Origin of the sequence: Pontibacillus chungwhensis BH030062 (assembly GCF_000770675.1) — a bacterium.
GTDB lineage: Bacteria > Bacillota > Bacilli > Bacillales > BH030062 > Pontibacillus > Pontibacillus chungwhensis.
Map to the genome: position 1 here is coordinate 222414 of NZ_AVBG01000003.1, position 21706 is coordinate 244119.

The 21706-nt window shown below is 40.7% G+C and carries 25 protein-coding genes; 9 read left to right on the top strand and 16 right to left on the bottom strand.

Translation table 11 applies throughout. The features are described 5' to 3' along the window. The first annotated feature begins 84 nt into the window (after positions 1-84). Positions 85-1608 (top strand): HD domain-containing phosphohydrolase, encoded by a 1524-nt coding sequence (locus N780_RS05820; protein WP_332307805.1) that lies wholly within the window; start codon positions 85-87, stop codon positions 1606-1608. Between the two features lie 84 nt (positions 1609-1692). Here N780_RS05820 and N780_RS05825 read toward each other — a convergent pair whose 3' ends face one another. Continuing rightward, the gene (locus tag N780_RS05825) at positions 1693-1953 is read right to left on the bottom strand and encodes an alpha/beta-type small acid-soluble spore protein (protein ID WP_036781296.1); all 261 of its coding nucleotides are present in this window, start codon (positions 1951-1953) and stop codon (positions 1693-1695) included. A gap of 143 nt (positions 1954-2096) precedes the next feature. Between N780_RS05825 and N780_RS05830 the strand changes: the two genes are divergently transcribed. Then, positions 2097-3011, top strand: coding sequence for a S8 family peptidase (locus tag N780_RS05830; protein ID WP_036781298.1), 915 nt, complete (start codon positions 2097-2099; stop codon positions 3009-3011). 208 nt (positions 3012-3219) lie between these two features. Here N780_RS05830 and N780_RS05835 read toward each other — a convergent pair whose 3' ends face one another. The 6 genes from N780_RS05835 to dapF form a co-directional block, all read right to left on the bottom strand. Then, positions 3220-5160 carry an aconitate hydratase gene (locus N780_RS05835; RefSeq protein ID WP_036781301.1) on the bottom strand — a complete coding sequence of 647 codons (1941 nt, stop codon included), beginning with the start codon at positions 5158-5160 and terminating at the stop codon, positions 3220-3222. 181 nt (positions 5161-5341) lie between these two features. Then, positions 5342-5758: a hypothetical protein gene (locus N780_RS05840; RefSeq protein WP_036781303.1), complete on the bottom strand. Its 417-nt coding sequence runs from the start codon at positions 5756-5758 to the stop codon at positions 5342-5344. 103 nt (positions 5759-5861) lie between these two features. Further along, positions 5862-6230, bottom strand: coding sequence for a hypothetical protein (locus tag N780_RS05845; RefSeq protein WP_036781306.1), 369 nt, complete (start codon positions 6228-6230; stop codon positions 5862-5864). 281 nt (positions 6231-6511) lie between these two features. Next, the gene (locus tag N780_RS05850; RefSeq protein ID WP_036781308.1) at positions 6512-6736 is read right to left on the bottom strand and encodes a DUF3892 domain-containing protein; all 225 of its coding nucleotides are present in this window, start codon (positions 6734-6736) and stop codon (positions 6512-6514) included. A gap of 43 nt (positions 6737-6779) precedes the next feature. After that, the gene (locus tag N780_RS05855) at positions 6780-7061 is read right to left on the bottom strand and encodes a hypothetical protein (protein ID WP_036781310.1); all 282 of its coding nucleotides are present in this window, start codon (positions 7059-7061) and stop codon (positions 6780-6782) included. A 103-nt stretch (positions 7062-7164) separates the two neighbouring features. After that, positions 7165-8136 (bottom strand): diaminopimelate epimerase, encoded by a 972-nt coding sequence (gene dapF, locus N780_RS05860; protein ID WP_036781313.1) that lies wholly within the window; start codon positions 8134-8136, stop codon positions 7165-7167. Between the two features lie 269 nt (positions 8137-8405). On the opposite strand from dapF, the gene ytzI reads away from it, so the two are divergent. Next, the gene (gene ytzI, locus N780_RS19720) at positions 8406-8573 is read left to right on the top strand and encodes a YtzI protein (RefSeq protein WP_232299498.1); all 168 of its coding nucleotides are present in this window, start codon (positions 8406-8408) and stop codon (positions 8571-8573) included. 125 nt (positions 8574-8698) lie between these two features. Continuing rightward, a complete protein-coding gene (gene rpiA, locus N780_RS05865) occupies positions 8699-9394 on the top strand; it encodes a ribose 5-phosphate isomerase A (RefSeq protein ID WP_036781314.1) in 696 nt (231 codons plus the stop codon). A 42-nt stretch (positions 9395-9436) separates the two neighbouring features. Here rpiA and N780_RS05870 read toward each other — a convergent pair whose 3' ends face one another. The 5 genes from N780_RS05870 to ggt form a co-directional block, all read right to left on the bottom strand. Next, entirely contained in the window at positions 9437-9859 is a 423-nt protein-coding gene (locus tag N780_RS05870) for an Hsp20/alpha crystallin family protein (protein ID WP_036781316.1), read from the bottom strand. 124 nt (positions 9860-9983) lie between these two features. Beyond that, positions 9984-10646, bottom strand: a complete 663-nt coding sequence (locus tag N780_RS05875) for a DsbA family protein (protein ID WP_036781319.1) — start codon at positions 10644-10646, stop codon at positions 9984-9986. Positions 10647-10821: 175 nt separating this feature from the next. Beyond that, complete coding sequence (locus N780_RS05880; RefSeq protein ID WP_036781322.1) at positions 10822-11352, bottom strand: chromate transporter; 531 nt, start codon at positions 11350-11352, stop codon at positions 10822-10824. Continuing rightward, complete coding sequence (locus N780_RS05885; protein ID WP_036781324.1) at positions 11349-11900, bottom strand: chromate transporter; 552 nt, start codon at positions 11898-11900, stop codon at positions 11349-11351. The genes N780_RS05880 and N780_RS05885 overlap by 4 nt, the downstream gene beginning before the upstream one ends. Before the next feature lie 536 nt (positions 11901-12436). After that, positions 12437-14047: a gamma-glutamyltransferase gene (gene ggt / locus N780_RS05895; protein WP_036781329.1), complete on the bottom strand. Its 1611-nt coding sequence runs from the start codon at positions 14045-14047 to the stop codon at positions 12437-12439. A gap of 213 nt (positions 14048-14260) precedes the next feature. Here ggt and N780_RS05900 point away from each other — a divergent pair, with 213 nt between their 5' ends. Next, the gene (locus N780_RS05900; protein ID WP_036781332.1) at positions 14261-14776 is read left to right on the top strand and encodes a ribonuclease H-like YkuK family protein; all 516 of its coding nucleotides are present in this window, start codon (positions 14261-14263) and stop codon (positions 14774-14776) included. Positions 14777-14806: 30 nt separating this feature from the next. Continuing rightward, a complete protein-coding gene (locus N780_RS05905; RefSeq protein WP_036781334.1) occupies positions 14807-15316 on the top strand; it encodes a LiaF transmembrane domain-containing protein in 510 nt (169 codons plus the stop codon). A 111-nt stretch (positions 15317-15427) separates the two neighbouring features. On the opposite strand, the gene N780_RS05910 is transcribed toward N780_RS05905, so the two are convergent. Beyond that, positions 15428-16318, bottom strand: a complete 891-nt coding sequence (locus tag N780_RS05910; protein WP_036781336.1) for a vanadium-dependent haloperoxidase — start codon at positions 16316-16318, stop codon at positions 15428-15430. Positions 16319-16696: 378 nt separating this feature from the next. Here N780_RS05910 and N780_RS05915 point away from each other — a divergent pair, with 378 nt between their 5' ends. After that, positions 16697-17605 (top strand): DUF1002 domain-containing protein, encoded by a 909-nt coding sequence (locus tag N780_RS05915; RefSeq protein ID WP_036781338.1) that lies wholly within the window; start codon positions 16697-16699, stop codon positions 17603-17605. Between the two features lie 26 nt (positions 17606-17631). On the opposite strand, the gene N780_RS05920 is transcribed toward N780_RS05915, so the two are convergent. The 3 genes from N780_RS05920 to N780_RS05930 form a co-directional block, all read right to left on the bottom strand. Continuing rightward, positions 17632-17991, bottom strand: coding sequence for a helix-turn-helix domain-containing protein (locus N780_RS05920; protein ID WP_036781340.1), 360 nt, complete (start codon positions 17989-17991; stop codon positions 17632-17634). 320 nt (positions 17992-18311) lie between these two features. Then, entirely contained in the window at positions 18312-18662 is a 351-nt protein-coding gene (locus N780_RS05925; protein WP_036781341.1) for a cupin domain-containing protein, read from the bottom strand. A 12-nt stretch (positions 18663-18674) separates the two neighbouring features. Then, positions 18675-19703, bottom strand: coding sequence for a serine hydrolase domain-containing protein (locus tag N780_RS05930; protein WP_036781343.1), 1029 nt, complete (start codon positions 19701-19703; stop codon positions 18675-18677). Between the two features lie 218 nt (positions 19704-19921). Here N780_RS05930 and N780_RS05935 point away from each other — a divergent pair, with 218 nt between their 5' ends. Together N780_RS05935 and N780_RS05940 are read left to right on the top strand one after the other, a co-directional pair. Next, positions 19922-20407, top strand: coding sequence for an ArsR/SmtB family transcription factor (locus N780_RS05935; protein ID WP_036781345.1), 486 nt, complete (start codon positions 19922-19924; stop codon positions 20405-20407). A gap of 4 nt (positions 20408-20411) precedes the next feature. Further along, positions 20412-21659 carry an MFS transporter gene (locus N780_RS05940; protein WP_036781346.1) on the top strand — a complete coding sequence of 416 codons (1248 nt, stop codon included), beginning with the start codon at positions 20412-20414 and terminating at the stop codon, positions 21657-21659. Positions 21660-21706 lie beyond the last annotated feature (47 nt).

The following is a 21706-nucleotide window of genomic DNA, read 5'->3' on the forward strand; positions in this document are numbered from 1 at the left end:
TTGACCACTTTCAATAAAACCTTCCTTTAAAGGTTTTATTTGGTATAATAGAACTATATATATTCTGGAGGAGGCTTCTCAACCTTGTTCCAATCGTTTCAACAAAAAATGCTCCTAAACTATTTAATCGGCTCCTTCATCGCTGTATTTGGCGTGGGGAGTATGTTTATTTTTCATACATTAGATCTCACCTCAAGTGAGATGAATTATTTACTGTTTATCATGAGTGTGTCTGTCATAATCATGCTTTACAGCGAGTTCTTACTTTATTCCAAACACGTCACTCCCATTCGTAAGATTTTTGCTAGTCGTCATAAGACAACTCAGGCTGATTTACAACTCGCCTATAGAACAGCACACCGATTTCCATTATTAACCGTACAACGTATATTAGGTCCGCATTTACTCGGTTTTTCAATTCCCGTCTCTCTCCTAGCTTTTGTTCTTATTAGCTTAGGAGTCCTGAATCTACCAATCTATTACATCGCATTAGCCTGGTGCGGTGCTATTCTCATTGCGCTTATGCATGCAATGATTGAATTCTTCTTAACCTATCGCTCTATACGACCGCTCATTCAATACATTACATCTGAGAGTTTGGAGCGTTACGGTATGACTTTAAAGATCGACCCAAGGAATCAAGTTAGTATACGCGCGAAACTCTTAGCTAGCGCTGTTTTTACTGCGTTATTTCCTGTTCTTTTATTTATATTAGCTTCTCAAATCCGCCTTGTTGAAAACGAAGGCCAGATGCTTTCTAACTACTGGAGCTGGGCTTCAATCATTGTTGTGGTCGTTCTCATTGTTTCTTTATCTGGTGCCATCTTGTTATTTAAAAATATCCAGGACCCTATTACGGAACTAGAAGAACGCTTTGATTCAGTATTTGAAGGGGATATTCAATCAATGGATAACCTATATGATGACGAGTTCTCTCATCTGGTGAACGGGTTTAATCATATGGTTACAGGGATAAAAGAACGTGATAAACAGAATGAACAACTAATAGAAAGTTTCTTTACGGTGTTTGCAACTACTTTAGATGCAAGAGACCCTTATACAGCTGGTCATTCTGAACGAGTAGCTGACTATTCAGTACGAATTGCCAAGCGGGCCCGTTTTTCTGATGAGAGGATAGAGTTGTTGAGGAAATCAGCACTGCTTCACGACATTGGAAAGATCGGTGTTCGTGATTACGTGCTTCTAAAAGAAGGCAAGCTAACGGACGAAGAATTCTCTAAAATTCAAGAACATCCGGTAATTGGCTATAACATTTTAAAACAAGTCGGTTTACCAGACGATCTTCACCCTATTTTACCAGGGGTCAGGTCTCATCATGAACGTTATGATGGGAAAGGGTATCCGGACCAATTAGCGGGTGAAGACATTCCTGTATTTGGACGGTTAATGGCTGTAGCTGATGCGTTTGACGCGATGACCTCAGATCGACCGTACCGCAAGGGAATGCCAATTGAAAAAGCGATGTCGATTATTGAAGATGGCAGCGGAACTCAGTGGGACCCCTACTTTGCCTCCTTATTCTTAGAAGAGTTGAATTCTACTATGGCAATCGATGAAATAGCGGCATCCAAAACCATTCATTCATAATCATTCACGAAGCTATAGAGATAAAGCATGGAATCGATAAAGGATTCCATGCTTTTGTTTAATTAAAAAAACTGTTTAGAACTACTATTTCTTTTGTTGATCATTTATTTGCTGCTGAGCCATCTGAACCAATTCTCGCACCATTTTACCACCCATATTACCTCCGACTTTCCCTGCTTCTTTAGAGGTTAAGTTTCCATTATATCCCTTATTTAAGGTTACGCCTTGTTCACGAGCTACTTCAAATTTCGCTTCATTTGGATCATTTGATTTAGATAACTGAGCTTTTAATTGATCAAGACCCTGTCTTGCTTCGGGTACCAATAACTTATTACGACGAGCCATTTGTTAGCCCCCCTTCTTACTTGGTATGCCTCTTTTTTCTTAGTCTATTCGGGTGAATGCTTACCACATATGGTAGATGTAATGAAGCACATATTTTCCCCTTTTGAATGTAATACAGTAGTACGATATGAAGGGGAATAGATATGTCAAACATGAAACTCATACCGTTTCACCTACAAGAATTATTAGAGCTACGAGATGAAGCTCCAAGAGGTATTGAGATGATTGGGGCTGATACATTGTGGAAAGAGGGAATCGAAGGGGAAGGTTCTGTAGTCGCCGTTATTGATTCTGGTTGCCAAATTGATCACCCTGATTTAGAGAATTCCATTATAGGCTGGCATAATTTCACGAATGGAAGTCGTAGAGATGTCACCGATGAGAACGGGCATGGAACACATGTAGCTGGAACGATTGCAGCTTCCTTGAATCGAAAAGGAGTTGCCGGAGTGGCTCCAAAATCAAAGTTGCTGATCTTGAAAGCATTTGATGCTAACGGGGAAACATCTTATCAAACCATCATTCAAGCGATTCAGTACGCAACGAAATGGAGAGGGCCAAGAGGTGAAAAGGTCCGAATTATTTCCATGTCTTTCGGAGGAAGCAGAGATTACTCTTTACTTCATAAGTCTATAAAGCGCGCAGTCGAACAAAATATACTGGTTGTGTGTGCCGCTGGTAATCAAGGAGATGGCAATGCCAGAACCACAGAACAGATGTATCCAGGCTTTTATAAAGAAGTTGTTCAAGTAGGTGCCATTGATTATGAGGGACAGATGGCCGATTTCACCAATACAAATGATGAAATTGACCTTGTGGCACCAGGCGTGGATATTATCTCCACCTATCCTGGTAATCGATACGCCAAACTCTCCGGCACTTCTATGGCAACCCCACACGTAGCAGGCGCCGCAGCGCTTTTACTCGAAAAAGGAAATAAGGAATTTGAACGTACCCTAACAGAACCAGAACTCTATGCTTTATTAGTGAAGCATACACGAGACCTAGGCCTACCTAAAAGTGTTGAAGGAAATGGATTGATCGATTTACGACGATAAGGAGGGCACTCCCTCCTTTATCAATATCTTGTGATAAGCTTTTTATGACAAAACTTGCTTCTCTATTTCCCAGGCAATGTTTCGACAATATCTACATGGTACTATAAATGATCAATAAATATCCTTATATTACTTTAATCAGTCTCTACAAATGACCCCCTTATTTAAAAAAGAGACAGCCCTACTAAGAGCTGCCTCTTCTTTATATTTAAGCTTTTTCTTTCGTCCAGTTAATAAGTCCACCTTTTAGCATCATGTCAACTTGACGACTTGATAATGTGTGGCGCAATTGCACTTCTTGATTCTTATCTTTCAGTTTCGCGGTAATGGTTTCTCCATTCTTCATAGCTTCCCGCAATCCACTAAACTGAATGATATCACCTTGCTCGACTTTCTCTGCTTCAGCACTTTCTGCGAATGTTAATGGAAGCACCCCAAAGTTCACAAGATTTTGCCAATGGATTCGGGCAAAGTCTTGTACAATGGCTACTCGAAGCCCCAGATAACGAGGAGCTAGCGCTGCGTGTTCACGACTTGAACCCTGACCGTAATTGTATCCCCCAACGATGGCATGACCACCTTGTTCTTTCGTGTCCATCGCTCGGTTGTAGTACGTATCATCTACAATTTCGAAAGTAAATTTACTTATCTCAGGAAGATTACTGCGGTACGGAAGAACGCGGGCACCACCAGCAAGAATTTCATCAGTCGAAATGTTATCTCCCATCTTCAGTAAGATCGGTAGCTCAAGCTGATCTGGTAACTCGTCCATCTCAGGAATAGACGCAATATTTGGCCCTTTTACAAGCTCTACGTTCTTCGCCTCATCTTCTGGCAATGGATACTCGAGTAAGCTTGTATCCACTGTAGGATGGGCTGGCTCTTCAACTTTAGGATATTCACCTAAGTCTCGTGGGTCGACAATCTTACCATACAGTGCAGAAGCAGCTGCTGTTTCCGGTCCACACAGGAACACACTGTCTTCTTTTGTACCAGAACGTCCTGGGAAATTACGCGGCGTTGTACGAAGGCTATTGCGCCCTGTTGCCGGTGCTTGTCCCATTCCAATACATCCGTTACAACCTGCCTGGTGTAAACGGCCACCACTAGATAAAAGGCTTGCGATATGGTTATCCTTTACTAAGTCCTGAAGCATTTGGCGAGAAGTTGGATTAAGATCAAACGAAACCCCTTGCGCAACAGACTTCCCTTTTACAATCTCAGCTGCAACAGCAAAATCACGGTATCCTGGATTAGCTGAGGATCCTATATAGGATTGATAGATTGGCTCGCCTGCAACTTCACGGACAGGAACAACATTTCCAGGGCTTGAAGGTTTAGCGATTAGAGGTTCAAGCTCTGAAAGGTTGATGGTTTCATGTAAATCATATTCAGCATCCTTATCAGCTACAAGCTCAATCCAATCCTCTTCTCGTTCTTGACGTTTTAAGTAATCTTTTACAACTTCATCGGAAGGAAATACAGTGCCTGTCGCTCCTAGCTCTGCTCCCATGTTGGCAATAACGTGGCGATCCATAGCGGATAATTCTTTTAGCCCTGGTCCATAGTATTCAATTACTTTTCCAACGCCGCCTTTCACATCATGGCGTCGAAGCATCTCAAGAATGACATCCTTAGCACCTACCCAGTCAGGAAGTTCTCCCTTTACATACACACCCCAAACTTCAGGCATCTTAACGTAAAATGGTTCCCCTGCAATGGCCATGGCTACGTCAATTCCGCCTGCTCCCATCGCAAGCATACCCATACAGCCATTGGCACAAGTGTGAGAATCGGAACCAAGTAGCGTTTGTCCTGGTTTTGCCAAGCGCTGCATATGAACCGGGTGACTGACACCATTACCAGGACGGCTGAAATGTAGCCCAAACCGCTGGGCTGCACTTTCTAAGAATAAGTGGTCATCCGGGTTCTTACTATCTTCTTGAATTAAGTTATGATCCACATATTGTGCAGAAGCTTCTGTTTTACGATAGTCAAGCCCCATCGCTTCAAGTTCAAGCATGACCATCGTCCCTGTAGCATCCTGCGTTAACGTTTGATCAATCTTTAGCCCGATCTCTTCACCAGGCTTCATTTCTCCTTTTACAAGATGATCCTTAATTAGTTTCTGGGTTACATTGTATCCCATCATTGGCCTCCTTCATAAGCTTGTTCCTATTCTTCTTAATTTTCTATTTATTCTTTACCCTGTAATCGATACCATCAATCTATTCTTTGCTGTAAAATTACAATATTTGTACGATCCCGGTATGCTTGTTGCTGATCGAAAAGAAACAAAAAAAGACCCTCAAAGGGGTCTTCTATGTCAATTAAGATTCTGCTGTTTGTCTCTCATTTACAACTTCATTGATTAGTGAATCCAAGAAATCAAACATGAAAGCTGGAGAGTTATTCTTAATTCGCTCTCCAATTTCAGTCACTTCGATCCCTTCAACTTGATCCACTTCCCTCAAAAAGCTACGCAGCCCATCAATGGTTGGGATGCTCAAAGCATACTGTACAATGTCCTCCATCAACTGACTTCTGAATGCATGACGCTCCAAATGGTCTCCTATAGATTGATAGAGGAGTTGAAGGTGCTCTAGCGTAAGAGGCACTATTTTTTGATCCTCACCTTTACCAATAGCAATTTGATAATCGCCGTTAAAGGAAAAGGTTATATGTAGTGAGTTATGTATGGAATCCGTGTAGTCTTCGAACACTCTAGTGAATGCCTCAAGCTGCATCTTTCCCACCTCTTCTTTTATATATATGAAACTTGGTTAGTTTCTAACAGTCTAAGTCGTTCAGTCAAGCACCAAAAAACTGCTTCCATTCGAAAGCAGCTTCTTAATTATTGTACCATTTTACTTTTTGACGTAATACTTCAAGTACAATTTCATCGAACAATGTCCACCAAACGTGCATTCCGCTACTCTCTGGATGGAGAGCTTGAAAGTACTTAGAACCTCGTATTAACACGATATTATTATGAGCTTTTGCTTTTTTCCAGAACTGCCATTCTTTCAGAATCCAAGACCATACTTCTTCCTCATCTTGTTTCCAGTCAAACCGCATTAACTCATATAAGCCCTCCGCTTTCATTGGGTCCCAATTTTTCACTTTAGGCTCTTTCAATGCATCGTGTTTTTCAGCATAATTGACTAGCTCTTCATCAAAACGTGCACTTAACATTTGAATAAAAGAGATCCGCTCCACCTATGTCACCCTCTTTCGATGTCCCTGCTATTTGAAATCATTACCTCAACAGTACGTTCTCCCAAATAATATCCCTATTTTAACTGATAATAAAACCTATTACCAAAAAAAGCAACCCCCTTCAAAAAATCCCATTGTATCAACGCTCAAACGTTTATCACATTAAAGCACTAAATGGTGCCAGGCACTCTTCAACACGTTAAAGTAATGCACGGTGCCTGACTCTCTTCAGTTCTTTACTACGTAAAAAACCTCTGGCTTATGGCCAGAGGTTTTGGTTCTTAAAATAATGGTAAATTAGCTAAATTGTTCGTTGGATCGCCGTCTGGTTCGCTTCGCAGATGTTCTTCGTTGTCCTTGCCACGGATTAAATTCACATGCTCTAGCATGCCATCGCGAGCCATTTGTTGGGCTTCTTTATAACCAACAACTTGACCAGATGATAATTTCATCTCAACGATTGAACCCTGGTTATTTTTTCGGACTGCTACGATTTTTTCACTCATCTACATCGCCTCCTACACATAGTATGAGGCAATACCCTCGACTTTATGAATCCTTTACGAATGGAGACTTCTCTTCAACTGGGATGAATTTGGAGAAGTACGCTCCTAACAGAATGAAAATAAGTGTAAGCACCCAGCTCACGATCCCGAGAGATTCCATATGAGCGGCAATCAAATTTACTACAGCCACTGCATACAAACTGATTGAGGTTAGGTAACTCTTAAATCCCCCAACCTTTCCATATTTCCTTTTGCGTCGAATAGCTCGAAAAATTGTAATAACAATACTTATGATAAGTGCGACCCATAATAAAGTTGTAATCATAACAACGCTCCATATAATCATAATTTCATGCTCATTATATCATTGCACCTGTTTATTTTGTATGAAAAAGCCTCCCGTTTAAATAGGGAGGGCTACTTTCTCATTATAACGTAATTTGTTCTTGTGCGTATGACTGCATTTTAGCATAGGCATGGTTCTCTGCTTCAAACAGCTTACGATCCTTTACTTCTGTAATTTCACTTGTTGCTTCATCTAACTGAATCGTTGATGAATAAACATAAGTAGCATTTCCACGCAGTTTAATAACATAATCATCCCCATCCTTTAAAGCCGTGCAAATAACGAAACCGCCCCGGTTAAAAACGAAGATCTCTTCATTCAATTGATTCATCTCTACAATGACTGTTGTAAGTGCAGAAGCAGACATCGCTGTTCCACATGCATTTGTTAATCCAACACCACGCTCGTAGGTACGCACAAAAATCTTCTGATCGCCAAGTGGTTGAACATAGCTCACATTCACTCCATTTGGAAGAAGTTCTTTATCCTGATTAGCTACTTTTCCTAACCAAGAGAGATTTTCATCATGCACTTCAGGCACGACTGTTATTAGGTGAGGGTTGGGTACACTTAAAGCAGTAAATGTTAAATCTTTAGACAAAGTAGGGATTGGCTGTTCAATATGGATCTGATGCGGTGATTGTAAAGGCAATGAAGATGTTTCAAAGGATACAGGCTCAATGTTCACTTCAAAGGAAGGAATGTCTTCATACATTTCCTCTCGCTTCACAACAGGTAAATTCGCTTCTGGGGTTTCAATCACAACTTCATCTTTCCCTAATTTTTCTGTCACGTAACGAGCTACACAACGCAGGCCATTTCCACACATTTCAGCTTCTGATCCGTCCGGGTTAAACATACGCATTTGAGCTTCTGCCACATTACTATTTAATACAAAAAGGATCCCATCAGCGCCAACGATCCCTTCTCGATTACATAAAGTTTTAGCAATCATGATTCGGTCTTCTTCACTAAAGGAATAAGCTCCTGTCATTTCATCTATTAACACAAAATCATTGTTTGACCCATGACATTTTAAAATTTCAATATTCAATCCAAAACACTCCTTCACAGTTAACTACATTACCTCTCATTCTCTCCTTTTCTAAGCTAATTTTCAAGAAAAGTCGCCTGAACTTCATCAAAACTTTACAGCACTAAAGGGTGTCTGGCACCCATACTTTCACTAAAGCATTAAAGCGTGTCTGGCACGCGGTGGTTCTTTACAGCACTAAAGGAGCAGATGTTTTATTCGTACTTAGGCTGTGGTACAATGGAAGTGTTTTCATAGTTCTCGAGATTATGTATAAGGAGGTCATGTCCTTGGTAGGAGTAATTGTTATCTGCCTTATCATCATGATCGCTGTATTAGCACTTACCATGGCCACGATTTCAGCTGGCTATAATCATAAAGAAACCGTCGATCCGTTACCAGACAATCCTTATGAAGACCACAGTAATCATGACACGAATCATAAAACTGCTGAATAATGCTTCGCCTCCTTTATAGTAAGGAGGCGATTTTATATTTTTACCAACATCCTCCACAAACTTTCATAATCCAGGAATGAAACAACAACGTTTAGGGAAAACCACCCAAAAAAGGAGGAATCCCAATGTCATGGCATAATTCACTTGCAAACGACCTTCAATGGTCAAGCGAGATTTCAAATAAAGATGCAAAACAACAAGTAGCCAATAGAATGGCTGAACGTGTAAAAGATGGTGATGTCATCGGAGTAGGATCAGGGTCTACAGCTTTCTTAGCTATTCAATCCATCGCGAGAAAGATTAAAGACCAACAATTATCCGTCCAAGCGATCCCCACTTCACACGAAGTCGCCTTAACATGCAGTATTCTCGGAATACCGACCACTTCCCTTGCATCCGCCAAACCTGACTGGGCTTTTGATGGTGCCGACGAAGTGGATCCTCATCACCACTTAATCAAAGGCCGCGGTGGTGCCATGTTTCATGAGAAGCTTGTAATAGCGAGTAGTAGTGAAACCTACATCCTTGTTGATGAGTCTAAATTCGTTGACGTATTAGGCTCAAAACATCCCGTTCCACTTGAGGTGGACCCAAGAGCCATCCATTTAGTTGAAACTCGTTTAGAGGAGCTCCCTATAAAATCCGTTTCCCTAAGGATGGCACAATCAAAAGATGGTCCTGTTCTAACTGAAGCCGGCAACGTCATTTTAGATGTTCACTTTACTACCATCGCACCCGACTTAGAATCAACTCTTTCAAAGCTACCGGGTATGATCGAATCAGGCCTATTTCAACAATACAAAGTTAACATTTTATCCTGATGAAAAAAGCGCTTTGCTCTAAAACTGGCAAAGCGCTTCCCACTATTCAATCTCTATCTTTTTACCTCTTCTTTTTGGAAAAGATACTTCTAAGATACCATCTTGATGTTTAGCTTTCATATCACGGACAATAATGTTATCCGGAAGTGAGATATTCCTTTCAAAATGGGATTGTGAACGCCTGAAATAGCCGGTTGTTGATTCAGAAACGGATTCATTATGATCGACTGCAATGCGCAAACTTTGATCATACAGTTCAATATCAATATTTTCTTTCGCTACACCAGGAAGCTCTATCCACACCGTAAACCTTGACTTTGTATCATCTATCTTTACCCCAGATCCACCTTGAAACGATTCTGTAAAAAAATCATCAATCGCATCTAAAAAAGAACGGTTGGGGTTAATCTGAAACAGCTCATCGAACATACTCTTTCCGCGAGCTGGTTTATTTGATTGACCCATAACTAAACTCCTCCCTGCAAAGCTCTATGCTTCAGCCTATGCAAAAGAAAGAAAAGTGACTAGACACTTGCCTAAAAACCACAAAAAAGAGCACCTTATCAAGGTGCCCCTTTAACATCTATCTTTATTTTTCTTCAGCCGCTTCCTCAACCGCTTTTTCTAATTCTTCAAAGGTGCCGCCTTCGAAAATCTCTCCATCTACAACAAGTGTTGGCGTTGATGTAACACCTAGATCAGAAACGATGTTCTTATCTGTTGATAAAGCTTCTTCACCAGCACCATCTTCATAGGCCGACATAACCGATTCAACTTTTGAATCATCTTCCACAACTGTACTTAAAGCGTCTTTAAGGTATTCATTAGTGAAAGTACCTGCTTCTTGAACCCTCTCACTCATAAGGTGTTCATGAAACTTAAAAAATGTGTCGTTGCCTAATTCCTGATATACAACTTCAGCAAATCTTGCTGCTTTATCAGAGTCACCAATGAAAGCGTGGTTAACTAAGTAAAGTTTTGCTTTTCCTGTATCCACTAACTTCTGTTTAATTTCAGGTATTGCTGCTTCCTGATAATCATGGCAGTGCGGACATAAGTAGTCATAAAACTCAACCAACGTTACAGGAGCATCTTCTTCGCCAATGTATGGTTGATTTTCATATGAGATGGACTCTGCAGTATTATCAGCCATTTGGCGATCGATAACTACAATAATAACGACCGCTGCTATGACAATTCCAATCATCCAATAAATCCAAGCGTTGCTGCTTTTTTGTTTTGTCTTCGCCATGTTTTCTCACCCTTCTTGGTTTCACGATTCTATTGAATATGTATTTTTTAATTCTACACTCGAGGCTATTATAGGAACACTTTTCTCTAAGAGTCAAGGTAACATACTTCAGCGGATTGTCAGAAAGCAAGTAGCGCTCGAATCCCTGCTCACTTTTCGAAATTTGTGTGACACTTTACCCCATGAATAACGCGCCATATAAAAGTGATCCAGCAATCACGAAAGCAGGGTGGACTTTAACTCTCTCAAGTAACACGTAACTCGTAACGATTAAAAGAATCGTGTGAATTGTTCCTCCCCCTTCAAAGGATGTAACGAAAAAGCGAAAAGCAATGACACCAAGCAATACAGCAATGGTTGGACGTACATAAAGAGTCATACGTTTTACTTTTGGAGAATCTTTGTATTTGTACAATAATCCAAGCAAAGCGATCATTAAGATAAGCGACGGGGCCACGGCTGCAAACACTCCTACAGCGGCGCCTGTCACACCACCTACCTCAAAACCAATATACCCTGCCATCTTTGTCGCAATCGGACCAGGCAACGCATTCCCCATCGCCAGTACCTCACTAAATTCATTAACAGTTAGCCATCCATAGCGACCGACAACTTCATTTTCAACAAGAGGAATCGACGCTGGGCCACCACCATAACCAAGAATTCCTGGAATAAAGAAGGCTAAAAAGATCTCCCAGTACATCATTCTGCATCCCCCGCTTTCTTATCTTTCTTAAAGATCGCTACAATGAGGAGTGCTGCAATAATAATTCCAGGATGGATCCCTGCTACTTCCATTAGAAGTCCAGTCACTATAGCCATGACAAGCGTCACGGTCCAACCAAGACCACTCTTTGACTTCTTCAAGAACTGCCACGTCAATACTGCTAACATCACACCAACAACCGGCACAACAGCCTCTGTCATTCCCTGAACCCATGCTTGATCCTTAATAGAAGAGATCGACGTTAACAAAACAATCATGAGGACAATGGTTGGTACCATCACGGCTAAAGTTGCATTCACCATCCCACGCACACCTTGAACACGGTAACCGATATACCCAGCCAGTTTCGTAGCAATCGGCCCTGGTAGTGTATTAGCCAACGCTAACACATCTGAAAACTCATCCTCATTCATCCACTTATACTTATCAACCACTTCCTTATGTACAAGCGGAATCGACGCCGGTCCACCGCCATAACCTAATATACCTACTCGAAAAAATGCTAAAAATAGATGCACTGCTTTCATAGTTAGTTCCTTTCTATACTTAATCTTTTTAGTCTCGCTATTGAGATAACGTTTCCGTTAGCTTTGAGTGAGCGTAAGGTGGTTCGGGAAATCACTCGCTTTCCGCGGCGAGCTGGGGAGCCTCCTCAAGCGCTACGCGCTTTCCGGGGTCTCCCCTAGGCTCCTTCTGCCGCAGGAGTCTCGCAATTTCCCGAACCACCTTTGCCATATTAAAATTAACGGAAACATGTCGTATGCCAGGATATGTTCACGCATCACACATAAGCGCCTGGGCCGGTTACACAAAATATGGCATGGGGGGGTGGGGAACGAGTAGACTCCTGCGGGAGAAAGAGGTCGACGAGACCCCACAGAGAGCGCTAGCGAACGAGGAGGCTCGACAGCTCGCCCGCGGAAAGCGAGTCGTTCCCCAGTCCCCCCTACCTCTCCTAAACGCAAACGGCCCCTTTCATTTAGCTTCCAGTCTTCCACATAACCTCCATATATGGAAGACTTAAAAAACAAAAGAAGAGGCACTAGGATGCCCCTTCATTAGTCTACCAGGCTGCGATCGATCCATCAGTTCTTGCTTCTGTTCCACCTTGCAAGACGCCGGTGGCAGGGTCCCGCCATATAATTTGTCCCCGACCAAATCCACCGCCATCGAGTGCGACTTTAATTTGATGCCCTTTACGCGCCAATATTTGAGCAATGGCATTCGGAAATTGAGGTTCTACCATAACCGTCTTCCCTTCCATCCACTGCCAACGAGGGGCATCTAAAGCTGCTTGAGGATTGAGGTGGAAGTCCACTGTATTCATCACGACTTGAAGATGCCCTTGCGGCTGCATGAAGCCACCCATTACACCAAATGGTCCAATCGCCTCATCTCCTTTTGTAAGGAAACCCGGGATAATGGTGTGATACGTTCGCTTTCCACCTTTTAAGGCATTATCGTGTTCAGGATCCATGGAGAAGTTATGCCCTCTGTTTTGAAGGGCAATCCCTGTCCCTGGTACAACTAAACCAGATCCAAAGCCCATGTAATTACTCTGAATAAAGGATACCATATTCCCTTCATTGTCCGCTGTTGCTAAATACACCGTCCCCCCTGTTGGAGGGGTGCCAGCTTCTGGGGTGATCGCTTCCTCACCTATCAGCTTTCGTCGTTCCTCCGCATACGCTTTTGATAATAAATCTTCAACGGAAACTGACATTTCTTTCTCTTCTGTAACGTACTTTTGCGTATCTACAAATGCAAGCTTCATGGCCTCTATCATCTTATGATACGTCTCAGCAGATTCTTTTTCTCTAAATTCGTAATCCTCAAGTGTACGTAACGCCATAAGTGCGGCTAACCCTTGGCCATTCGGTGGGATCTCCCAGACGTCATATCCCTTATAATTGACCTTAATCGGATTTACCCACTCTGGTGAGAACGCTTCTAAGTCTTCCTTTCTTAAGAACCCTTCATGTTCTTTTGAAAACTGATCAATCTTTTCAGCTAATTCCCCGTGATAAAAACTTTCTGCGTCTGTTTCTGCGATCAATCGAAGCGTTTCGGCATGGCCCTTAGACTTCCACACCTCACCGATCTCAGGAGCTTTCCCGTCAGGAGCAAATGTGTCAAACCAATATGTAAATTCTTCATCTGTTAACGTTTCTTTAAATTTCTTATACGCGCCTTGCCAAAACTTTCCGAGAACCGGAGAGATTGGAAAGCCTTCTTCTGCGTATTCAATCGCTGGTTGAATGACCTCTTTAAAAGGCAATTTCCCGAAGCGCTTTGAAAGCTCCGCCCAACCTGCTGGTACACCTGGAACCGTTACTGGAATAAAGCCAAAAGCAGGGATTTCTTCAAATCCCTTTTCTTTAACAGCATCAATGGATATACTCTTAGGGGCTGGCCCGCTCGCGTTTAGACCATGTAATTCCCCTTTTGTCCACACAAGGGCAAACGCATCTCCACCAATTCCATTTGATGTCGGTTCAACGACCGTCAAACACGCCGCTGTAGCGATTGCTGCGTCAATGGCGTTACCACCTTGCTTCATAATATCTAGTCCAGCTTGAGCCGCTAAAGGCTGAGACGTAGCTACCATACCGTTTTGAGCGAATGTCGTCATTCGTTGTGATCCATATGGATAATGATTATAATCTGTACTCATTGTAAACCCCACCTATCCCCATTCTAGTAAGCATTCTGTTTCTCATTATAAAGACTCTTCTGACAATTTTCTATATTTTTGGACACATTATTTAGATAAACGAAATAATGAATTTGTACAATTGTGTTAAGAATCTGCTTTGATGCACATGTCCTTCAAAATTCGAATATACTATAAATAGCACCGAAAAACTTAATTTGAGGTGAAAAGATTATGGAATACTCCACCTTTTACAACCAATCTAAACAACACATGACTGTAGAAGATGTTCTTCAATCAATCGAATCCTTTATCGCACAAGACCCCGCAAATCAGTATCGCTTGTCCATTGGTACAGACTCCCACGTACACAAAAGCCACACCCGTTTCATCACAGCGATTCACATTCACCGAATCGGAAAAGGAGCTTGGGGAGCTTTAAGAAACCACACCGTCTCCAGAAAAATCATGAGTTTAAAAGAAAAAATATCTATTGAAACATGGCTAAGTCAAGAAGTCGCCTTTCACTTTACACCTGAATACTTAGCAGGTCTCGGACAACTCTTAGCCCCTTATGAGAAGGAGGGCGCTTCTCTTCAATTTGAAATTCATTTAGACATAGGCACAAAAGGCCGTAGTAAAGATCTCATCAAAGACATGACAGAACGCATCGACGCAATGGGAATCGATGTTAAAATTAAACCTGATGCCTATGCTGCTTCTAGTTACGCCAATCGGTACACGAAATAACTCTACCTTTCTAGTAAAGGAGCGACCTAAATGAAATCAAAACCAGCCAATGCGATCACAGGCATGATCTTTGTTATAACCGGAATTTTCATTCTCCTTGCGAACTTAGAAATTATTCCAATGCCAAGCGCATCTGAAGCTTGGCCGGCTTTTATTTTACTGCCTGCAGTCGGCTTTCACGCCGGATTTTTCTTATCAGGGCAAAAAAGAGAATTAGCCGGATTACTTGTACCCGGTGGAATTCTTCTTGTCATCAGTCTATTATTCTTCTTTGAAACAGCAACAGGGTTTGCTTATTCAGCATACACTTGGCCTGTCTATCTACTAGCACCTGCTTTTGGATTGTTTGAACTTTGGTACTTTGGCAAACGTGAGAAGGGACTCCTAATCCCCATTAGCATCCTCACTGGTATTGCACTCTTTTCATGGGGTGAAATGCTCATGTCTGCAGTTGGGCGATTATGGCCTGTCATCTTTATCATCATCGGACTGTACTTACTATTCGGGAGAAGGAAAACAAAAGGGAATGACAAGGTTTAGCTGATCATTTCATATGAACGTTCAAATGAATAAAAACGCAGGGCATCCCTCATATTAGGAGTGCCATGCGTTTTCTTTTTTCGTATCTTTACTATATATACAAAACTTAAGCTAAAAGAACAGTTTAGGTTTAGAAGTCTTGCTTTGCCTCTTATGAGAACTAGTTTGATTCTCTATTAATGAATCACATGGGGCATTGAAATCAAAAGGAATCGCTTGTTTGTAAGGAGGCGGAAGTAGTTTAGCTCCCCTGCTCTGCCTGTAATGAATGTCCACAGAGTCCCCTTCTGAGTCATAGTCCTGCTGAAGCTCATTTACTACGATTTGACCTATTTGTCTTCCAAGTCTTAAGCCTTCGTCATTATCAATCGGAAAATGAACACCTGCATATAACCTGGATGTTGCACACTCTTCTGCTAACTCACGAAGGCGACGTTTTTCTGCTGGAAAGAAGTAGCCAAGAATCACTTCAGCTGCACCCGCTACCGCAGCATGACCTGATGGGTAAGAAGGGTGTCTTGGTGTACAAATGAATGTAACAAGTTCATGATCTAGTTGATTTGGTCGAGCCACAAGCCACTTGAATTTCAAGTGCCAAGCGACTACAAACGCATCATTTATTCCAGCTTGAAGGGCAGCTAATATCCTCCCAGCTCGCGGCGCTTCTACACCATACGTATCAATCAGAATGTCTGCAATTGGTGTCCATTGTTTCGTCGCAGGACCTCTAGACCAATAATAGGCTATATCTTCTTCCTCAGGCGTCAGTTCAGCTAGAGTTCGCTTCACCCTGTTTAATTGAGCATCCCAATTAATGGTGTTGGGATGACGGATATCTAATACGATTGGTTTTCCATCTGTTGTTGAAAAGCCACCTTCATTATTGCGCTCCACGTAATAAGTGCTCCATGATTCAGAGTAAGGTGTTTCGGGGTTAAGAGGGGGATGATTTTCGCCAGCATAGGGTAATTCTGTCCATAGCTCATAACCATGTTTATTCATGTTGATCCTCACCTTTTCCATAGTGTCTTATAATTACTTTATGGTTGTATGGTAAAAGCGTATAGTTCAGTGGCCCATTTCTTAATAAGTTTAATGAACAACTATAAAGATCAACTATTGAATAAAATGGAAATTCAAGCTAAAGTGATTCATATAGGAAGCATGTAGCCTCAAAAGTACATGCTTCTTTGCATTTATTTCGAAACGGACCCTCTTCTTACAGAATTTATTCCGAATCCTTTATACAAAGATCTTATAAATAAAGGAATTCCTCAAGTTTTGTCGTAATGAGCATATATGTTCTGATTCTAATACGAAGATCGAAACGTACATTGAAAGGGTAGATAAAAAGGAATGAAAAGAAAAGGTGTGTGGAATATGAAACGATGGTTCTCATTCATTGCAGTCATTATCCTATTAAGCTTAAGTGTAAGTACATCTGTATCCGCCTCTACATCAATTAATGAGAAGCTAGGCGTGCCCATTGTGGTATACGGAGAAACGCTGACGGATGCTCAGCAAAAAGAAGTAAGAAATCAATTAGAGGTAGAAGATCGCGATTCAGTTGATGAATATAGTGTAAACGGTCAGGATATCGCCAATTACATTGGAGGCAACCCTAATTCCAGAATGTATTCTTCTGTCAAAATTACTCCTGAAGAAGAAGGCACAGGGTTAACGGTCAATCTAGTAACACCTGACAACATTACGCAAGTCACAAAAGAAATGTATAAAAACGCCCTTTTAACAGCAGGCGTATCAGATGCGACAGTTGATGTGGCTTCACCCGTTAAAGTGAGTGGACATTCTGCCTTAACTGGAATTTATAAAGCATATGATGAAAAAGGAGTTAAGTTAGATTCTGATCGAATGAAGGTGGCTAGTGAGGAACTAGATGTAGCTACTAAACTCGCAGAAGAGTCTGGGGTAAGTAAAGAAAAGGTCAGTCAGCTTATCTCTCAAATTAAGAAAGAAATCGCAGAACAAAATCCTGCGACAAGAGAAGAAGTTGAAAGAATCGTTCAAAACCAATTGGATTCACTAAACATCAACTTAAACCCTGAAGATGTTGAACTGTTAACGAATCTCTTTGATCAAATACGCTCACTCAACATTAACTTTGATGAACTTCAAAAGCAGCTAGAAGATATTACTGCAAGTGCGAAGGAACTATTAAATGATGAAGGATTTTGGAACAGCGTTGCAAATTTCTTTGAGAAGATTTTAAATGCAATCAGTGATTTGATTAGTTCGTTGATTAATGGACTTCGAAGTATTTTTGCCTAATATAAAAGGACGCTTAAGCGTCCTTTTTATTTTATATGACCATCAATGTATTGTCTCCCTGTGTTATTTGCATCTCTCAACCAATCATTAAGAAGAGACTTTTTAATAATAATTTCGTCTTCTACTGTTGTATAGGGAAAACGTTTACCACTTATCATGTGAGGATATTTCTCTTCTAGTCTTATAACTCTCTCTAGTGAGGAATTACTAATTCCTAAATAATTAGCAGCATCAGAAAGTGAGAGGACTTCACCAAATTCTTGCGTATCTTCCTCCTCGTTCGCTAATGCCTCATTACTCCTATTTCCTTCTATAGATTTCCCAATCCACAAACCACTGAAAATGATTGAGACAGCTATTATTATAATGGAATACTCTTTTTTCACCTTACTCCTCCCAAAATCAATTTAAAATTTTAATAAATTATTCCACTCGAAAAATTGCTAATTAAACCGGCAATATTTGAGCAGATCCTTACTCCAAAAACTCTTACACTCAATGGAGCAGATGATGAAAAGGAAATAGAATACTTTCTCGATCACAGTATCCCCCAGCTTGCACTTTTGCTTACTTACCTTTTTTCAAAAGGAGAAAAGATAACTTTATAACATGGATCTATTCTCCAATCTCGTTCACCCAATCTTTCATTTCGTTTTAAAAGTACTCCGTTCTTATGTTCTATAAGCAACTTCTATTCCCCTTATTATCATTGTGATGCCAACAAAGAAGGCGTGACTCCGTCCCCTTCAATGACAATAGCGATTAACCCTTTTTCTGTTCGGGTTTCATGTTTCTCCCCTTTCAACCAAAACACAGCTTCTCCTTCAGAAATCGAAACGTATTCTCGCTCCTCTCCGCAAACCGTTCCTTCTCCTTTTACAACGAGGAGCAGTTGATTCACAACAGCGGGATGATACCCGATTCTTCCTCCCTCAGGTAAATGCATGCACGTCACATGTGTTTTTTCCTCTGTCACCACTACCTTAGACATAATGAAATCTGAACCGAATTCTGTAATGGGCTTCCCTACCCTTTCATCAAACCGAAACCACTCCATATCTACCCCGCCTTAATCAATTAGTGTGTCCTCAACTGCTTTCATCACATCATAAGCATCATCACTATGATTCGAAGGCACAGCGATTACAATATCAGCTTTCGGATAATAAGCCGAGTGAAAACTTACACCAGGGTCATAACCCATGACATGGTATTTATATAGTTGATCTTCCTTCTTATGAATCCATAACCCATATCCATAGTAAACGTCTTTCCTCACATCTACATGGGCTGTAAACATTTCGTGCTGCGTTTCTTCCCCTAAAAGAGTTCCTCCTAAAAGCGCCTTCCAAAGTCTGCCCATATCAGGTGCGGTTACATATGCCCCTCCATCAGCTCCACCAATAACAGGAATGGAATACTGATTCGTTTTCCAAGAACCATCATCTAATTCCACATAACCAAAAGCCACATTACTCGGAAGCTGATCGAGAGCAAAGTACCCAGAACTCATCATCCCAGCTGGTTTAAATACGTGCTCTTCTATGTATTCCTGAAAGTTCATACCTGTCTGAGCTTCTACTACAAGCCCAAGTATGATATATCCCGCATTGTTGTAATGAAAATCGTCACCAGGCTGAAATTTCATCCTACCTTTTTCAAACATTGGTAAGAAATCACGGCAATTTCTCAATGTGTACATCGGAATGGTCTTCCATAATGCTTCAAAATCATCCATTTCATCTTCATCAAAATAATCAGGAATGCCCGATGTATGAGTAAGTAAATGATGAATAGTAATTCCCTCATCAAAATTAGGGAATGTTTCATCGATGCATTGGGACAGCTTAGAATAAAAAGAGATCGCTCCTTTATCAACAAGCTGACAAATTGCGATAGCCGTAAATAACTTACATCCCGATGCGATCCCAAAACGAGTATCAATGGTATTCTTCCTTGCTTCTGACCGATCGGCATCTCCCCCAGCGGCTTCAAATAAGACTTCGTTCTTTTGCTCTATATAGATCGATCCAGAGAAATGTGTCCGTAGCATCTGATCCTCAAGCTTCTGCCGAATCGCAATAGCTGATCGATTCATATGAATTCGCACCCCTTTTTTACATTTATGTACTATATTTCCTTCTAATGATTTATTTCAAGCTTAACAGAGAATATCCTTTATTTTCTAGAAGATTAGTCCTTTTAAAGTTATACGTTGACATTTGTATTTACAAATCGTACCATGTTTATAAATAATCGATTTGCATTTACAAATCGATTTGCAAATATAAATAAACAATAGGGAAGGTGATGACAATGCACAAGAAACATGAGATGCAAAAAGAAGTCATGAACATTAATTGGGAACAACAAAAAGTACTATCTAATCCACTAAGATCAAGATTGGTAGCTTTGCTATACGAACAACCCATGACACCTAAACAAGTTGCCGATTTAGTTGGGAAAAACCCTGGAACTGTTTACTACCATATACAACAGCTTGTAAAGCACGAAATTCTAGAAATAGAAAGTGTTAATACTGAAAAAGGAATTGTGGAAAAATATTACAAAGCTAAAGCTTCGGTATTTAAGAATCCAGATGAAGTCTATCCCGAAGGACATGTTGATAGTAAGGCTACAAATATTTATTTATCTAAGAAACTTTTAGATCAATTCAGTGAAGAGTTAGAGGACCTTCTTTTTAAATATGGACACTTATCTTTTAAAGAGAAGGATCAAGAAGAGCAATTACCATATGCTATTGAATTTCTTATAAAAGAATCCAATAGTGAGGAGGAATAAACGAATGAAAAAAATCGCCCCATTTGTAATGGAAAGAAATTTTTTGATACTCATGTCAGGTGTTTTTATTAATGGACTAGGAAACGGGATATACTCTGTGGCAGGCATGTTACTCGTTTTGAATGTAAGTGGAAGTGTTCTCTATTCTGGATTTGCATTTTTTGCGATCACATTAGCGGGTACATTATCTTTCTTAATTGCCCCATTAGCTAACTATGCTAAATATAAAAACAGCTTGGTATATAGCAACCTTATTAAAGCGATGATTCTATTCACCATTCCTTTAGCAAACTATACAATTGGACTAAATGTGTGGTTTGTTATTACCTTGCTATTCATCACCGCTCTCCTCACTCAATACACATATCCAATCGAATCTACCATCTTACCGATAATCGTAGGGAAAGATCATGTCGTTGAAGCAAACTCCTATTTACAAACGATCCGTGAATCAATGGATATCGCATTCATTGCAGGAGCAGGTATACTTATATCCATTATCGGAACGATTCCATCTATCACCATCACCGCTCTTTGTCTAATCGTCGTATCCTTCTTATATGCATTTTTTAACTTCCAACAACCAGAACAGGACAGAGAAAAGTCACAGTCTATTAAAGATGCCATTACGAATTATTTTACAGATCTAAAAGCTGGATTTAACTATATAAGTAATTCGTTAGTTACAAACATGATTTTTTCATTAGTCTTTATCAACATGTCCATGGCGATCATGACAACCAACTTACCTGCCTTTTCACTTATAAAGGGGGGTGGTGTTGAAGCGGTGTATGGCTTTTATTTAGCTTCTATGTCGCTAGGGATGTTGGTAGGTTCAATTGTTTCTCCAAAACTAAAACATATCCATTTCGGAAAGTTGATTATCACTACATTTACAGGCACAGGCTTTATGTGGATCGGGACCTCCCTTTTACCATTAATTCCCTCTATGATTTTATTCTCTACTGGCGCCATTTCTATTGGAATCCTAAACATCCTTGTCTTTTCATCTATCCAGAAGCAGGTAGAAACAGCTTATATCGGAAGAGTCATTACTGTCTTAACTAGCGCAGCAGCACTAGGAATGCCTGTAGGTTCTCTGATCGGTGGAGTTCTGGGTGAAACTTTTGCTCCAGAAATCCCTGTTATGATCTGTGGTATTTCAATGATTATCTTCGGTATCTTTTGGTTAAGTAGCTCTGTATTACGTAAACTTCCTGGTATCGATCATGTAAATCTGTTTAGTTCATAAGTTGTTTTAATTAAGATGTTGTAAAGCTTAATAAAGCGTGTATGTAA

Excerpts from the sequence above, each read along its gene's own strand:
- N780_RS05825 (WP_036781296.1), bottom strand. The coding sequence starts at position 1,953 with ATGGCTCGTCGTAATAAGTTATTGGTACCCGAAGCAAGACAGGGTCTT.
- N780_RS05830 (WP_036781298.1), top strand. The coding sequence starts at position 2,097 with ATGTCAAACATGAAACTCATACCGTTTCACCTACAAGAATTATTAGAG.
- N780_RS05835 (WP_036781301.1), bottom strand. The coding sequence starts at position 5,160 with ATGGGATACAATGTAACCCAGAAACTAATTAAGGATCATCTTGTAAAA.
- N780_RS05840 (WP_036781303.1), bottom strand. The coding sequence starts at position 5,758 with ATGCAGCTTGAGGCATTCACTAGAGTGTTCGAAGACTACACGGATTCC.
- N780_RS05850 (WP_036781308.1), bottom strand. The coding sequence starts at position 6,736 with ATGAGTGAAAAAATCGTAGCAGTCCGAAAAAATAACCAGGGTTCAATC.
- N780_RS05855 (WP_036781310.1), bottom strand. The coding sequence starts at position 7,061 with ATGATTACAACTTTATTATGGGTCGCACTTATCATAAGTATTGTTATT.
- rpiA (WP_036781314.1), top strand. The coding sequence starts at position 8,699 with ATGTCATGGCATAATTCACTTGCAAACGACCTTCAATGGTCAAGCGAG.
- N780_RS05870 (WP_036781316.1), bottom strand. The coding sequence starts at position 9,859 with ATGGGTCAATCAAATAAACCAGCTCGCGGAAAGAGTATGTTCGATGAG.
- N780_RS05875 (WP_036781319.1), bottom strand. The coding sequence starts at position 10,646 with ATGGCGAAGACAAAACAAAAAAGCAGCAACGCTTGGATTTATTGGATG.
- N780_RS05880 (WP_036781322.1), bottom strand. The coding sequence starts at position 11,352 with ATGATGTACTGGGAGATCTTTTTAGCCTTCTTTATTCCAGGAATTCTT.
- N780_RS05885 (WP_036781324.1), bottom strand. The coding sequence starts at position 11,900 with ATGAAAGCAGTGCATCTATTTTTAGCATTTTTTCGAGTAGGTATATTA.
- ggt (WP_036781329.1), bottom strand. The coding sequence starts at position 14,047 with ATGAGTACAGATTATAATCATTATCCATATGGATCACAACGAATGACG.
- N780_RS05900 (WP_036781332.1), top strand. The coding sequence starts at position 14,261 with ATGGAATACTCCACCTTTTACAACCAATCTAAACAACACATGACTGTA.
- N780_RS05905 (WP_036781334.1), top strand. The coding sequence starts at position 14,807 with ATGAAATCAAAACCAGCCAATGCGATCACAGGCATGATCTTTGTTATA.
- N780_RS05910 (WP_036781336.1), bottom strand. The coding sequence starts at position 16,318 with ATGAATAAACATGGTTATGAGCTATGGACAGAATTACCCTATGCTGGC.
- N780_RS05915 (WP_036781338.1), top strand. The coding sequence starts at position 16,697 with ATGAAACGATGGTTCTCATTCATTGCAGTCATTATCCTATTAAGCTTA.
- N780_RS05925 (WP_036781341.1), bottom strand. The coding sequence starts at position 18,662 with ATGGAGTGGTTTCGGTTTGATGAAAGGGTAGGGAAGCCCATTACAGAA.
- N780_RS05930 (WP_036781343.1), bottom strand. The coding sequence starts at position 19,703 with ATGAATCGATCAGCTATTGCGATTCGGCAGAAGCTTGAGGATCAGATG.
- N780_RS05935 (WP_036781345.1), top strand. The coding sequence starts at position 19,922 with ATGCACAAGAAACATGAGATGCAAAAAGAAGTCATGAACATTAATTGG.
- N780_RS05940 (WP_036781346.1), top strand. The coding sequence starts at position 20,412 with ATGAAAAAAATCGCCCCATTTGTAATGGAAAGAAATTTTTTGATACTC.